This is a genomic window from Campylobacter gastrosuis, assembly GCF_030249845.1.
Lineage (GTDB): Bacteria > Campylobacterota > Campylobacteria > Campylobacterales > Campylobacteraceae > Campylobacter_A > Campylobacter_A gastrosuis.
The window spans coordinates 135,549-149,865 of sequence record NZ_JANURM010000003.1; the positions used below are offsets into that span (position 1 = coordinate 135,549).

Genomic DNA, 14,317 nt, shown 5'->3' on the forward strand with positions numbered 1-14,317 from the left:
TATAATCTTAAAGGATAAAAAATGCAAAATTTACTAAATCAACCGCTCGTTTTAAAAAACGGCACAACAATCAAAAACCGCCTTTTAAAATCGGCGATGAGCGAACAGCTAGCAGTAGATAACAAGCCAAGTCAAACGCTAATAAATTTATACAAAATTTGGGCTAATGGTGGCGCTGGCGTGCTAATAACTGGCAACGTGATGATTGATAAAAACGCACTTGGGGCAAAAGATGACGTGGTGCTTGAAAATGGGGCTGACTTAGAGCCATTTAGTGCGTGGGCAAGTGCCGCAAAGACTAACGACACAAAGGTAATAATGCAGCTAAACCACCCCGGCAAACAATCGCCAAAATTTCTATCAAAAACGCCAGTAGCGCCAAGTGCTCTGTCACTCTCAAATGGGCTAGAAAGGCTATTTAACACACCAAGAGAGCTAAGCATTAGCGAGATAAAAGAGCTTGTAAGACGCTTTGGGCAAAGTGCAAAACTCGCAAAAATGGCTGGTTTTGACGGAGTGCAAATTCACGCAGCACACGGCTACCTAATCAGTCAATTTCTATCCCCACTACACAACCAAAGAGCCGATGAATACGGCGGTAGCTTAGAAAATCGTATGCGATTTTTAAGCCAAATTTATCACACCATAAGAGATGAGGTGGGAGATGATTTTATAGTCGCTTTAAAGCTAAATTCAGCCGATTTTCAAAAGGGCGGTTTTAGCGAGGAGGACTCTTTAAAAGTGGCAAAATTTATGGCAGATTTAGGCGTTGATTTTATAGAAATTTCAGGCGGTAACTACGAAGCCCCAGCTATGCTTGAAGGGATAAAAGATAGCACAAAAAAGCGTGAAGCATATTTTTTAGACTACGCTAGAAAATTTAGGCAAATTTGCGACACGACTTTGGTAATAACCGGCGGTTTTCGCTCGCAAAAGGCGATAAATAACGCCCTAAATAACGGCGAGCTAGATATAGTTGGCGTTGCAAAGCCATTTGCTTTTGATAAAAATTTCGCCCAAAAAATGCTAAAAAATCCAGATTATAATTGTCAAATAAACGAGCCAAAATTTGGCATAAAAAAGCTAGATGATATGCTTTTATCAGCCGTTATAATGTATTGGTATATGGAGCAGATGAAGCGTTTATCTAAAAATTTAGACCCAAATCCAAAGCTTAGCTTGTGGCGTGTGCTTTTTAGTAGCATTTATCAAAACGGCTTAAATGCGATTAAAAAAGTAAGGGCGTAATAAGAAAATTTTTGCTAAAATCCGCCCAAAAAAGGATAAAAATGATAACTTTTTCAGAGATTATTTTAAATTTGCAAACATACTGGCAAAAGCAAGGTTGCGTGATTTTACAGCCTTATGATATGCCAGCAGGTGCTGGGACTTATCACCAGGCGACATTTTTACGAAGCTTAGGCAAAAAGCCTTGGGCGACCGCTTACGTCGCGCCAAGTCGTCGCCCAACTGACGGCAGATACGGCGAAAATCCAAACCGCCTAGGCGCTTACTATCAGTTTCAGGTTTTAATCAAACCAAGTCCAGAGAATATCCAAGAGCTTTATTTAAAAAGCTTAGAAAGCCTTGGGTTTGACCTTAAAAAGCACGACATTCGCTTTGTTGAGGATAACTGGGAGAGCCCGACTCTTGGCGCTTGGGGGCTAGGCTGGGAGGTTTGGCTTGATGGTATGGAAGTTACGCAATTTACCTATTTTCAGCAAGTCGGCGGTATCACTTGCGAGCTAGTTTCTGGCGAGATTACTTACGGACTTGAACGCCTTGCTATGTATTTACAAAACAAAGATAACGTCTATGATATCGTTTGGGACGATAAAAACGGCGTTGTAACATACGGCGACGTGCATAAACAAGGCGAGTTTGAGTGGAGTAAATACAACTTTGAAGTAGCCGATACAAATATGCTTTTTAATCAGTTTGAAAACGCATTTAACGAGTGCAAACGCTGTTTGGACGCCGAGCTTTCGCTCCCTGCGTATGATTATTGTATGCTTAGCGCTCACACATTTAACGTCCTTGACGCGCGAGGTGCGATAAGCGTAACGCAAAGGCAAGATTACATTTTAAAAATTCGCGAGCTTGCCAAAGCGTGTGCGATGACCTATCTAAAATCGCAAGAGAAGTGATGAGAATCGCTGAAATTTATGAAATTTTAGATGAGATAGCCCCATTTGAAAGCGCGGAGCCGTGGGATAATAGCGGACTAATTGTAGGCTCTTTAAACAGCGAGTTTGAGCGAGTTTATCTAAGTCTTGATATTGATAGCGATTTAGCAGACTTTGTAAGTCCAAATTCGCTCATCATCACGCACCACCCACTTATCTTTAAGGGACTAAAAAGCATAAATTATGATAAGTATCCAAGCAACATAATCGCAAAATTAATCACAAAAAATGTAAGCCTAATCTCAATGCATACAAACTACGACAAACATGTGCTAAATGAGTATTTTGTGCGTGAAATTTTAGGCTTTGAGATTAGCAAAAAAGATGAGTTTTTAATATATTTTGACGCTAAAATGAGCTTTGATGAGCTTGTTAATTTAGTAAAAAATCGTCTAAAATTAGAGCAAATTCGTGCCGTTTTTGCAAAAGATGAGATAAAACGCATAGCCGTTTGCACCGGTAGCGGTATGGATTTGGCTGGTTTGGTTGGGGCTGATGCGTTTTTAACTGGCGACATAAAATATCACGACGCTTTAACTTGCAAAGAAAATGGGCTAAATTTAATAGACCTAGGGCACTACGAGAGCGAGCTGTATTTTGGGGCGTCTTTGGCAAAATATTTGCAAAATTTTAAAATAGAAGTTATAATCACGAATTCAAAAAATCCATTTACGTATCGTTAAATCAAAAGGAAAGAGATGAATAAATATCTAAGTCAGTTAATAGAACTTGCAAAGTTTGATAAAGAGATAGACGGCTTTGTGCCTAGAATTGAGAGTGTTGAGAGAGTTTTAAGGGCAACAAAACAGGAATTTAAAGAGATAAGCGAACAAATTGCAAAAATTGATGAGGATTTAGCCGAGCTAAAAGTGCAAAAATCAAAGACAAATGCCCATATCGTGGAGTTTGGCGCAAAAATCAAAGACGTTTCTAAAAAGAGTGGCTCTGCAAAAACAGAAAAAGAGATAAAAGCCCTAAATTTAGAAGAAGAGATCGCAAAAGAACAGCTTGAAGCGGCAAACGAAGAGATAGCTAGACTTGAAAAAATAGAGGCAAATAAAGCCGAGCAAAAGAGCGAATTAAGTGCCAAATTAGATGAAATTAGTGCAAAATTAAGCAAGGTTGAGGCTGAGATTAGCTCTGAGATTTTGGCTATTGAAAAAGAGCGCGCAGAAGTTTATGCCAAAAAAGACAAACTTATTGGCGAAGTAAATCAAAAAATCCTTACATTTTATGAAAAAATACGCAAATGGGCGTTAAATACGGCTGTTGTGCCAGTTAAAAAACAGGCTTGTTATGGTTGTTTTATGCAGATAAATGACAAAACTTATTCGGCAGTAATTAAGGGCGAGGACATCATTACCTGCCCACATTGCGGTAGAATTTTATACAAAGAAACTGAGGCAAATTGATAATAATCTACTACATTTTAGCCCTGATAGCTTGGCTTTTTGGGGCTATTTTTCTGCTCTTTTTTAGCCTAAAAGATAAGTATAAAATTTCAATCCCAGCTAGATTTTTTCTCTTTAAAAATCCGCCTCCAAAGCCATCAAAGGTGCATTTTCACGCTTGTAGCTTTGGCGAGATTAGGGCGTTAAAGCCTATTTTAGAGCAGTTTAGCGATAAATCAATCTCGGTAATTACAAAAACCGGCTTTGATGAGGCAAAGAAAATTTGTGCTAATACTCGCTTTTTGCCTTTTGAGATTTTTTTACCTTTTTGGTTTAAAAAGAGCGAAATTTTAGTCATTTTTGAAGCTGAGCTTTGGCTTATGCTAGTATTTTTAGCAAAGTTAAAAGGCACAAAAGTCATCTTAATAAACGCTAGAATTTCAGACAGAAGCTACCCAAGATATAAAAAATTTAGCTTTTTTTACCGCTATTTGTTTAAATTTATTGACAAGGCTTTTGCCCAAAGTTTGCTTGATAAGGAGCGTTTAGAAAATTTAGGTGCAAAAAATGTCGTAGTTAGCGGCAACATAAAATCGGCCTTTTTGCCAAAACAAACTAAAATTTATGCCAAACCAAAAGAGCGAGTGATAGTCTTTGCTAGCACCCATAAAAACGAAGAGGCAATGCTTTTAGAAAATGTCAGTTTGAGCCAAAATGACAAGCTAATCATCGCTCCACGTCACCCTGAGCGTTTTGGCGAAGTTGATGAAATTTTTAGCGTCTTTGCAAAGAAATTTGATTTTAGTTACTCAAAATTTAGCCAAAGCGAAAATTTTAACGCAAAATGTGTCTTAATTGATAGCTTAGGAGAGCTTATAAATATCTACGCATTTAGCGATATAGTCGTGCTTGGCGGTAGTTTTGTGCCAAATGTCGGAGGGCATAATCCAATTGAAGCAGCCCAGTTTAAAAATATGATAATAAGTGGTAAATATATTTTTAACCAAAAGGCGCTTTATAGCGAAGTTTTAGGCATAAAATTTATAGAGCCAAACGAGATAAACAAGGCTTTAAATGAGAATTACACACAAAGCACACTGGGGCAAATTGGCAGTGCAGATGAAATTTTAAAAGAGATTAGGGAGAGCTATGGAGAAGGCATATAAAATTTTAGCCCTGCAAGAGGGCATTTCAAACAACGATGCAAAGGATTTAATTGATAGCGGTTTGGTTTATGCAAAGGGGCAAAAGGTCGTAATCGCAAGGGCTTTAATGAGTGAAAACACAAAATTTAGTGTGCAAAAACTGCCAAAACCAAGCGTTATTTTTGAAGATGAAAATTTAATCGCCGTTAATAAACCAGCCTTTATAACCAGCGAAAAAATCAGCGAAATTTACAAAACTCCGCTTTTGCACCGCCTTGATAAAGAAACTAGCGGTGTTTTGGTGCTTGTAAAAAACGATGAGTTTGCAAAAAAGGCGATAAATGAGTTTAAAAAAATGGCAGTTAAAAAGGTCTATGTCGCAGCAGTTCGTGGGATTTTAAGCGAAGAGATAAGTGTAAATGAGCCGATTTTAACGATAAAAGGCAAGGGTGGAGCGACATCAAAAATTTCGCCAAACGGCAAAATGGCAATAAGCCACATAACACCGCTTATGGTCGTTGGTAAAAAAACGCTTTTAAAGGTTGGCATTGACACCGGTAGGACTCATCAAATCAGGGTGCATTTAGCAAGTATAAATCTGCCGATAATTGGCGATGAAAAATACGGCAAAAACAGGGCAAATCGTATGTTTTTACACGCTTATGAGATAGAGTTTTTAGGCTATAAATTTCGCTCATTTTTGCCAGATGAGTTTGGCTCTCTTGGCTTTGAAATTTCAAAAAAATTTGAGATTTAAAGAGTGATAAAGAAAAAATTTTGTAAAATACGCCCTTTAATGAGAATTTTAAGAAAGGTAGCTCGTGTTTGAACAAATCAGCGAATCATTTAGACTAGCTCTTAGCAAGGTGCGTTTTGTTGATGATGAAAAGGCGCTAAAAAACGCTATGGACGTGCTAAAAAAGGCACTTTTAAAAGCTGATGTTCATCATAAAGTTACAAAGGATTTGCTATCATCAATTGAAGATGATATGAAGCAAAAAAGTATCGGTCAAAAGCAGTTTTTAGACGCGATTAAGTCAAATTTAACGCAAATTTTAACGGCTCCTGGCAATCAAGGCTTCGTTTATGCGCCAAATGCCCCAACTATCGTGCTTATGACTGGACTTCAAGGCTCAGGCAAAACGACAACCACGATAAAACTAGCAAATTACCTAAAACTTCGCAAAAAAAAGGTGCTAGTTGCGGCGTGTGATTTACAGCGTTTAGCGGCGGTTGAGCAGCTTAGACAGCTTTGTGCGGCAAATGAGATTGAGCTATTTTTTATTGAAAATGAAACCGATCCGATTAGGGTCGCAAAAGAAGCCTTAAACAAGGCAAAAAGCGGACTTTATGACGTGCTTTTGGTGGATACCGCTGGTCGTTTGGCTATTGATGAAGCCTTGATGAGCGAGATAAAAGATGTTAAAAACACGATAAATCCTCACGAAATTTTTTATGTAGCTGACGCTATGAGTGGTCAAGACGGCGTAAAATCAGCCGCGAAATTTAATGAAATTTTAGGCATAAGTGGCGTTATTTTGTCAAAATTTGACTCTGACAGTAAGGGTGGCGTGGCTATTAGCATAGCAAAACAGCTTGAAATTCCGCTTCGTTTTGTCGGCACTGGCGAGAAGGTTGCTGATTTAGAGAGCTTTATCCCTGATAGGATTGTTAGCCGAATTATGGGCGAGGGCGATTTGGCGACTTTGGTTGAAAAAACGAGTGCGATAATTGATGAAAAAGAGGCAAAAAGGCTAAATCAAAAGATCAAAAAGGGTCGGTTTAACTTTAATGACTTTTTAGAACAAATGGAGAGCGTCAAGAAGCTAGGCTCGATGAAATCGCTACTTGGTATGATACCGGGTCTTGGCAATATGGCAAATCAGATAAAAGATATAGACCTTGAAAATTCAAAAGAGATAATCCACATAAAAGCGATGATAAACTCAATGACAAAAAAAGAGCGTGAAAATCCAGAGCTTTTAAACAACAGCCGAAAACGCCGTTTGGCAGCTGGTGCTGGGTTAAGTCAAGTTGAAGTAAATCGCTTTTTAAAGCAGTTTGAAAACGCTTCTAAATTGGCTAAGAAATTTTCAGGCAAGGGCGGGGCACAAGGACTTGCAAATCTGCTAAGTCAAGCAAACATAAACAGACCTAGATAGGTTTAACTTTGAGCGTTAAAACGCTTAAATTTAAGCCTTATTTATAAAATTTAACAAGGAGAGAAAGATATGGCAACAGTAGTAAGACTAACTAGAATGGGACGCAAAAAAAGACCATTTTATCGTGTAGTTGTAACAGATAGCAGAAAAAGACGTGATAGTGGCTGGATAGAGAGTATCGGCTATTACAACCCTATGGTTGAGCCAGAGGTTGTAAAGATTGATGCAGAGAGACTAGCTTACTGGAAAAGCGTTGGTGCTAAACTAAGCGATAGAGTCGCTCAAATTACTAAATAATGGTTGAAAATTTTTTACACGAATACGCAAAGCTCATCGCTGATTATCCAGAAAAAATCAAGATTGAGCGTGTTGAGCTTGGCGAAAATTTTGTAGAAGTTATAATTTACGCTGATAAAGTTGATACTGGCAAGCTCATCGGCAAAGATGGCAAGATGATAAATGCCATAAAAACCGTTATTATAGGCTGTAAAGCAAAAGACGCCACAAGTTACAGAGTAACGGTGAAATCAATTGAATAGCGAGTTTGTTCAGGTCGCTACTCTTGGTAAAAGTGTCGGGCTAAAAGGCTATTTAAAGCTTCACAACAAGAGCGATTTTATAGAGCAGTTTAAAAAAGATAGTAAATTTTTTGATGAAAAAGGTGCAGAGTTTGTCATAAAACATTTTGACAGGACAAACTCAACCGCTCTTTTTTACGGCTTTGAAGATGTAGATTTAGCCAAAACCCTTACAAACAAGACACTTTACACGACAAAAGAGCTTACAAGAAAGAGCTGTAAGCTTAAAAAAGATGAGTATTTTTACTTTGATATCATCGGACTTAATGTCGTTGAAAATGGCGAAATTTTGGGCGTCATAACCGATATAGACGACACCACGAGCAACCAACTTTTAGAGGTAAAGACTGCAAAAAATTTAGTGGATTTAAAACTTGCAAAGCACTTTTTTATCCCTTATGTTGATAATTTTATCCTTAGCGTAGATTTAGATTTAAAGCAAATTTTTGTAAAAAATTCCAAAGCGATACTTGAAAATTCCTAGCTTATGAAATTTAGCTTCGTAACGCTCTTTTGCGAGCTTATTAGCCCATATTTTAACCATTCAATTCTATCTCGTGCAAAAAATGCTAACCTAATAACCACCGATTTTATAAACCCGCGCGACTTTTCGCTTGACGTTCATAAAAAGGTTGATGAGTATATGGTTGGTGGTGGTGCTGGACTTTTAATCGCCCCACAACCGCTAAATGACGCCCTAAATTTCATAAAATCCGCAAATAAATCCACTCATTTTGTATTTTTAACCCCAGTTGGTAAAAAATTTAGCCAAAATGACGCAAAAAGACTTGCTAAAAAGGAGCATATTTGCTTTGTTTGTGGCAGATATGAGGGGATTGATGAGCGTATGATTGAGAAGTGGGCGGACGAGGTTTTTAGTATTGGCGATTTTATTTTAACAGGTGGTGAGCTTGGTGCATTATGCCTTGCTGACGCCATTTCACGCAATATTAAAGGTGTTTTGGGTAACGATGAGAGCCTTGACATTGAGAGCTTTGAGGGTGGAATTTTAGAGGCTCCGTCATTTACAAAACCAAATGTTTTTGAAAATTTTAGTATCGTTTCAGAGTTTTTAAAGGGAAATCACGCTAAAATCCGAGATTTAAAAAACGATATGGCTCGTTGCAAAACGAAGTTTTTTCGTCCTGACCTATATAAAAAACTAAGCTCAAACAAGGAAAAAATATGAGAAATAAATATATTCAAGCATTTGAAGATGCTCAAATCGCAAGCAAAAATGTGCCTGATTTTCGTGCAGGAGATACGCTTCGTGTTGCTATCCGCATTAAAGAGGGCGACAAAACTAGGGTTCAAAATTTTGAAGGTATTTGTATCGCTAGACGTGGCAGTGGCACTGGCGAAACATTTATCATTAGAAAGATAGGTGCAAATAGCGTTGGCGTTGAGAGAATTTTCCCAATTTATAGTGAAAGCATTGAAGAGATCGCCGTTTTAAGACGTGGTCGTGTTCGCCGTGCAAAACTATTCTACCTACGTGATTTACGTGGTAAAGCGGCTAAAATTCGCGAGTTAAGAAAATAATTTTATTTTATCACAAACCATTTTTTTGGTTTGTGATCTACTAAATTCTGTATAATCCATAGATTAAATTTAACTAAGTAAGCGATTAAAATTATCTATTTTTTAATTGCTTTTTGAAATTTTAATGATAGCTCATCTGGTTCTAGCGTCCTAACTATCAGGCTTTTTGGCAGTGCAAATTTTGTGATTACTTCGCTCTCTTTTTGACGCATTTCGCCTCTGTCCTTTTCGTGGTCGTATCCTAGGACGTGAAGTAGTCCGTGAGTGAATAAAAGTGCGATTTCATCGGCGTTTGAATGCCCTAGTTCATCTGCTTTTTGCTTAACTAAATCTAAATTTATCACGACACAGCCAAGCGGAGTGTGTGGGATATAGCAAAATGGGAAGCTTAAAACATCTGTGGTTTTATCAATGCCGCGCTCACGAAAATTTATATCTCTCATATCATTATTATTGACAAAACTAAGCTCAACATCGCCTGGCGTTAAAAAGGCACAAATCTCATCTAATATTTCTGGATAACTCTCATCGCAAACTATCATTTTTCACTCTTTTTTAAAAAATTTGTGAGATTTTAACAAAAATTTTAATAAAATATAGATTTTTTAAAAGGCAAAAATGAAAAAAATAGTTTTTAGTGATGATAAAATTTTATTAAATGGCGATTTAAGCTACAAAGACAGGCAGTTTTGCGTGGTTTTTGCAGACCTTAGCCGTAAAAATAGCACGATTGATTTTAGCAGTTTGGTTAGTATTGATTATGCTTGTGCGATTTTGCTTGCAAATTTTAGGGATAAAACTGGGGCAAAATTTATAAATATGAGCGAAAAAATCAGCCTAATTTTTGCGTTAGTTGATGATAAAAAGATAGATAAAAGTGCGATTTTAAAACCAAAAAGAGAGAATTTTTTTGCCATTTTGGGTAGAAATTTCGCCCTTTTTTGGCAGCATTTTATCCCACTTTGCTCGTTTTTGGGAGAGTTTATTATTAATTTTTTCAAGGCATTTTTAACGCCAAAAAATTTTAGAGCCAAAGAGCTAAGCAACTACATAAAAGATAGTGGCATAAATGCCGTATTTATCGTGCTTTTAACCTCATTTTTAATCGGCATCGTCCTTGCATATCTTGGCTCGGCTATGCTTGCTCAATTTGGCGCTAGCATTTTTATCGTTGATATTATGGGCGTTTTGACGCTTCGTGAGATCGCTCCGCTTATCGGTGCTATCGTGGTTGCGGGGCGTTCGGCGTCTAGTTTTGCCGCTCAAATTGGCGTAATGAAAATTACAGAAGAGGTTGATGCGATGAAAACTATGGGGCTTGATCCGTTTAAATTCTTGGTTTTACCACGAGTTTTAGCGATGATTATCGCTTTGCCAGTGGTGATTTTTTTGGCTGATTTGGTTAGCGTTTTTGGGCAAATGCTCGTTTCAAAAAACATTCTTGATATTGGTTTTAGCGAGTATCTGGGACGTTTTAAGGATAGTATTGAGCTTAGGCACCTTTATGTTGGGCTTGTTAAGGCGCCGTTTTTTGGGGCTGCTATTGCACTTATTGGCTGTTTTCGTGGCTTTGAAGTAAGCCAAAACGCACAAAGCTTAGGCGAGAAAACAACAATAAGTGTTGTCAATGCAATTTTTGCCGTGATTGCGATAGATTCGGTCTTTGCGGTGTTTTTTATGTGGTATGGCGTATGAAAATTTTAGAGGGCATTAATGTAAGCACGAGCTATGGCGGTAGAATCATTCACGATAGCGTGAGTTGGAGCGTGAAAAGTGGTGAAATTTACGGCTTTTTAGGCGGTAGCGGTAGCGGTAAAACTACGCTTATGAAAACGATGATGTATCTTAAAAAGCCAGATCTTGGAGAGGTAAAATTTGAGGGTAAAAATATGTGGCAAAGTCCCTTAAAAACGCAAAATGAGATAAAGCTTCAAACTGGTGTTATGTTTCAGTTTGGCGCACTTTTTAGCTCAATGAGCGTGCTTGATAACGTGGGAGTGATGCTTAAAGAGTATTCAGCTCTAAGTCAGAGCCAGATTGATGAAATTTCAATGTTTTGGATACAAAAAGTAGGGCTAAAAAAGGAGTCAGCCACGCTCTATCCAGCCGAGCTTAGCGGCGGTATGAAAAAGCGTGCAGCCCTTGCTAGGGCGTTGGTTTTAAGTCCAAAGGTGCTGTTTTTAGATGAGCCAAATAGCGGACTTGACCCAGTTAGCAGCCGCCAAATGGACACCCTTGTGTGCGAGCTGCGAGATACTTTGGGGCTTAGCGTGGTTATGGTTACTCACGACGCTGATAGCATTTTTGATATACTTGACCGATTTTTGATAATTGAGAATAAAAAAATCGCATTTGAGGGCAGTATGGGCGAGATTAAAAATTTAAAAGTAAATCCGTTACAAGAACTTTTTGATATGAGGAAAAATAGTGGAAAATAGAAATTCATATACGATAGTCGGGCTGTTTTTTATGACTTTTGTGGCGTGTTTTGCCGTTTTTATGTGGTGGATGAGCGACGCTGACGGCAATGTAGAATACAAAAACTACTACATAATAACAAACGAACTACCAGCTGGTATCAGGGTAGAATCACAGGTAAAATTCGTAGGCGTCGTGGTCGGCAGCGTAAGCAAGATTGAGTTTATCAAAGATGAAAACATTCGCTTAACGCTAAAAATTCGCGAAGATATACCGATTAAGGCTGATAGTGTAGCTGATATAGATTATCAAGTAATAAGCGGAATTTCATCAATAAATATCGGCAGGGGCAAGGTTGATTTTAGCGGAGATAACCGCGAAATTTACCTAAGCGAAGGGCTTTTATCACGCATAAAAAGCAACGCTCAAACGATAGGCGATAAGCTAAATGAGAGTCTAGCGAAGCTTGATGGGCTTGTTTCAGATGATAATCTTTTGCATTTAGCAAACTCGCTAAAAGGCATTGATGAGCTAGTAAATGCCATATCAAGCAAAGAAAATTTAGACAATTTAAGCGAGATTTTAAAAAATCTAAACACCTTTACTTCAAACTTAAACGCCCTAAAAACCGATGAGCTAAACGCCCTAATAACTAGCATAAATTCGCTCATAAAATCGGCAAACAGCGTAGTAAATGGCTTTAATCAAACGCAAAAAATGCTAAATTCAAAGCTTGAAAGTGGCGAATACGATTTAAAAAAGAGCATTGAGCCGACTTTAAACGAAACGAGCGAGCTTTTAAACAGCTTTGAGCGAACCCTAAAAGAGATTAGAAATGCCTTAAATAGGCTTGAAGATAACCCTTATGAATTTTTCTTTAAAGACACGAGCGGAGATAAAAAATGAGAAACATTACTATTTTTCTAGCAGCGATTTTACTTGGTGGCTGTATGCTAAAAACCGATGTAAAACCGGCTTTAATGTATGAAATTTACTACTCAAAAAATGTGTGCGAGCAAAAAACTAGCCCAAAAAATATCTACCTTCAAAGCGTAAAAGCCCTTGATATCGTGGATAATCGCCAAATTTTAATCATCTCAGATAAAAATCAAATTCGCTATCTTGATGATATAAAATACCTAGCCCTGCCTAGCGAAATGTTTTACAAAGCCCTGCTAAAAGGGGTGTATTCAAATTGTGGTGCAAAGCCGGTATTTAGCCCAAAAGATGATGATTTAAGCCTAAAAGTAAGGCTGATTTCACTTCAAATTAGAGGCGACCACGCCGAAGTAAGCCTAGCTTACGAGCTAAAAAACGGCGAAAATATCGTAAAATCAGGGCTAATAAATAAGCGAAAATTTTGCGAAAATCCAAAATCTGTAACGATTTTTAACACCATAAATCAAACGGCAAATTTAGCCATTGACGAGCTTTTGGCTGAAATTTTTGCCACACAGGGTAGAGAATGAAAAAAATTTTAATCATCGCAAACGGCGAAATTTCAAGGCATTTTATAAAAAGACTAGATGAAAATCGCTCAAATTTACACGAATACACGGTGGTTTCAAATAGCCAAATTGAGCAGATTAACGCTCATAATTTTAAATTTTATCTCTTTGATGCGACCAGCCTTTCAAAGCTAAATGCCGTGATTGACGGCTATTTTAGCCAGTTTATCATCGCTGTTGATGATAAAAACGAGAGCATTGAAATTTATAAAAACCTACGAAAAATCAGCACGAAAACCGAGATTGTGATGCTTACGCTTTGGGAGATTGATGAGTGGCTAAAAGATGACAAGCACCTTGAATTTGTTGATGGCAAGGATGTTTTGGCGTTTAGGGTCATTCATCATCTGCCCGATATGCCAGTGATTGCCGATAATATCGGACTAAGCGAAGGCGAAATAATGGAGGTTAAAGTCCCAATCACATCAAGCTACGCCCACAGGCACATAACCTCAATCCCACAGCGAAAGTGGCGAATCGCCCTAATTTACCGCTCTAATGAGATAATTTTGCCAAAACCGGGCGTGATGATACGCCCAAACGACACGCTTTTAATCGTCGGTTATCCAAACGTTTTAAGAAGCGTTTTTAGCTTGATTAAACGTGAAAAGGGGCATTTTCCTAACCCTTTTGGCAACAACATTTTTACATTTATTGATATGCGTTTGATGAGCGATGAGTGCGTAAAACGGCTAATTAATGAGAGTCTTTATCTAAATTCAAAGCTAAATAATAAAAAGGTGATTTTTAGTGTTATTAATCCGACTTTAAATGAAAATTTACGCACATTAAGGGGTTTTAAGGACGATAATATCATCGTAAATATTGACTATTTTAACCAGAAAAAATTCCCAATCAAAGATGAATTAAAGGTGCTAGAAGCTGGACTTGTGGTTACGACAAATGAGTATTTTTTAAAATTTAAAAAGCGGTTTTACGAGCTAATTTTGCCGATTTTAAAGATAGGCGACCTGCCCTTAGAAAGCATAAAAAGTGGCGTAATTTTAAGTGATGAAAAAGAAAAAGTAGAGAATCAATCGGCTGTTATTCTTGATTTTTGTTCTCAATTAAATATCAACACACGGCTTTATTATTTTAACGATAATTCATCAAATGAAGCCGAGATTATAGAGCATTTTGAGAGCTTAAATACGCTTTTTGATAAAAAGATAGAAGTGCGAATTTGCAAGGATAAAAACCCACTTACGACGCTTACAAACGCCTCTGATTTGATACAATTTATCCCATTTGATGAGAGCGTGAAAAACGCTGGTAAATTCTCATTTTTGTCTATGGATTTAAATAAGCAGTATCAAAAATTAAGCCATAATCATCAACTTTTCTTGCCGATAGAGTAAAATTTTTAAAGATAATTATGCTAAAATCA

Annotated in this window: 18 protein-coding genes; 17 read left to right on the plus strand and 1 reads right to left on the minus strand. The window is 37.6% G+C overall.

The window, feature by feature from the left end; all coding sequences use genetic code 11:
• Positions 1 to 21: 21 nt before the first annotated feature.
• The 12 genes from NYG85_RS04545 (at position 22) to rplS (ending at position 9,004) form a co-directional block, all read left to right on the plus strand.
• A complete protein-coding gene (locus NYG85_RS04545; protein ID WP_284937304.1) occupies positions 22 to 1,248 on the plus strand; it encodes an NADH:flavin oxidoreductase/NADH oxidase family protein in 1,227 nt (408 codons plus the stop codon).
• Between the two features lie 44 nt (positions 1,249 to 1,292).
• Positions 1,293 to 2,147 carry a glycine--tRNA ligase subunit alpha gene (gene glyQ / locus NYG85_RS04550; RefSeq protein ID WP_284937354.1) on the plus strand — a complete coding sequence of 285 codons (855 nt, stop codon included), beginning with the start codon at positions 1,293 to 1,295 and terminating at the stop codon, positions 2,145 to 2,147.
• On the plus strand, positions 2,147 to 2,869 hold the full coding sequence (locus tag NYG85_RS04555; protein WP_284937305.1) for a Nif3-like dinuclear metal center hexameric protein: 723 nt from the start codon (positions 2,147 to 2,149) through the stop codon (positions 2,867 to 2,869). The genes glyQ and NYG85_RS04555 overlap by 1 nt, the downstream gene beginning before the upstream one ends.
• Before the next feature lie 15 nt (positions 2,870 to 2,884).
• Positions 2,885 to 3,598 (plus strand): zinc ribbon domain-containing protein, encoded by a 714-nt coding sequence (locus NYG85_RS04560; RefSeq protein ID WP_284937306.1) that lies wholly within the window; start codon positions 2,885 to 2,887, stop codon positions 3,596 to 3,598.
• Complete coding sequence (gene waaA / locus NYG85_RS04565) at positions 3,595 to 4,743, plus strand: lipid IV(A) 3-deoxy-D-manno-octulosonic acid transferase (protein WP_284937307.1); 1,149 nt, start codon at positions 3,595 to 3,597, stop codon at positions 4,741 to 4,743. Before NYG85_RS04560 ends, waaA begins: the two co-directional genes overlap by 4 nt.
• Positions 4,727 to 5,479, plus strand: a complete 753-nt coding sequence (locus NYG85_RS04570) for an RluA family pseudouridine synthase (protein ID WP_284937308.1) — start codon at positions 4,727 to 4,729, stop codon at positions 5,477 to 5,479. Before waaA ends, NYG85_RS04570 begins: the two co-directional genes overlap by 17 nt.
• Positions 5,480 to 5,543: 64 nt before the next feature.
• Entirely contained in the window at positions 5,544 to 6,884 is a 1,341-nt protein-coding gene (ffh, locus tag NYG85_RS04575) for a signal recognition particle protein (RefSeq protein WP_284937309.1), read from the plus strand.
• A gap of 69 nt (positions 6,885 to 6,953) precedes the next feature.
• Positions 6,954 to 7,181: a 30S ribosomal protein S16 gene (gene rpsP, locus NYG85_RS04580; protein ID WP_169752943.1), complete on the plus strand. Its 228-nt coding sequence runs from the start codon at positions 6,954 to 6,956 to the stop codon at positions 7,179 to 7,181.
• A complete protein-coding gene (locus NYG85_RS04585) occupies positions 7,181 to 7,423 on the plus strand; it encodes a KH domain-containing protein (RefSeq protein ID WP_034969314.1) in 243 nt (80 codons plus the stop codon). Before rpsP ends, NYG85_RS04585 begins: the two co-directional genes overlap by 1 nt.
• Positions 7,416 to 7,946: a ribosome maturation factor RimM gene (gene rimM, locus NYG85_RS04590; protein WP_284937310.1), complete on the plus strand. Its 531-nt coding sequence runs from the start codon at positions 7,416 to 7,418 to the stop codon at positions 7,944 to 7,946. Before NYG85_RS04585 ends, rimM begins: the two co-directional genes overlap by 8 nt.
• A gap of 3 nt (positions 7,947 to 7,949) precedes the next feature.
• On the plus strand, positions 7,950 to 8,651 hold the full coding sequence (gene trmD / locus NYG85_RS04595; RefSeq protein ID WP_284937311.1) for a tRNA (guanosine(37)-N1)-methyltransferase TrmD: 702 nt from the start codon (positions 7,950 to 7,952) through the stop codon (positions 8,649 to 8,651).
• Positions 8,648 to 9,004 (plus strand): 50S ribosomal protein L19, encoded by a 357-nt coding sequence (gene rplS, locus NYG85_RS04600; protein ID WP_284937312.1) that lies wholly within the window; start codon positions 8,648 to 8,650, stop codon positions 9,002 to 9,004. The genes trmD and rplS overlap by 4 nt, the downstream gene beginning before the upstream one ends.
• Before the next feature lie 95 nt (positions 9,005 to 9,099).
• On the opposite strand, the gene ybeY is transcribed toward rplS, so the two are convergent.
• Complete coding sequence (gene ybeY / locus NYG85_RS04605) at positions 9,100 to 9,546, minus strand: rRNA maturation RNase YbeY (protein WP_284937313.1); 447 nt, start codon at positions 9,544 to 9,546, stop codon at positions 9,100 to 9,102.
• A 76-nt stretch (positions 9,547 to 9,622) separates the two neighbouring features.
• Here ybeY and NYG85_RS04610 point away from each other — a divergent pair, with 76 nt between their 5' ends.
• From NYG85_RS04610 to NYG85_RS04630, 5 genes are read left to right on the plus strand one after another with little or no spacing between them, the layout of a single operon-like run.
• Positions 9,623 to 10,699, plus strand: coding sequence for an MlaE family ABC transporter permease (locus tag NYG85_RS04610; protein WP_284937314.1), 1,077 nt, complete (start codon positions 9,623 to 9,625; stop codon positions 10,697 to 10,699).
• Positions 10,696 to 11,442, plus strand: coding sequence for an ABC transporter ATP-binding protein (locus NYG85_RS04615; RefSeq protein ID WP_284937315.1), 747 nt, complete (start codon positions 10,696 to 10,698; stop codon positions 11,440 to 11,442). Before NYG85_RS04610 ends, NYG85_RS04615 begins: the two co-directional genes overlap by 4 nt.
• Complete coding sequence (locus NYG85_RS04620; RefSeq protein WP_284937316.1) at positions 11,432 to 12,328, plus strand: MlaD family protein; 897 nt, start codon at positions 11,432 to 11,434, stop codon at positions 12,326 to 12,328. The genes NYG85_RS04615 and NYG85_RS04620 overlap by 11 nt, the downstream gene beginning before the upstream one ends.
• Positions 12,325 to 12,891 carry an ABC-type transport auxiliary lipoprotein family protein gene (locus NYG85_RS04625; protein WP_284937317.1) on the plus strand — a complete coding sequence of 189 codons (567 nt, stop codon included), beginning with the start codon at positions 12,325 to 12,327 and terminating at the stop codon, positions 12,889 to 12,891. Before NYG85_RS04620 ends, NYG85_RS04625 begins: the two co-directional genes overlap by 4 nt.
• Positions 12,888 to 14,288 (plus strand): COG3400 family protein, encoded by a 1,401-nt coding sequence (locus NYG85_RS04630; protein WP_284937318.1) that lies wholly within the window; start codon positions 12,888 to 12,890, stop codon positions 14,286 to 14,288. Before NYG85_RS04625 ends, NYG85_RS04630 begins: the two co-directional genes overlap by 4 nt.
• Positions 14,289 to 14,317 lie beyond the last annotated feature (29 nt).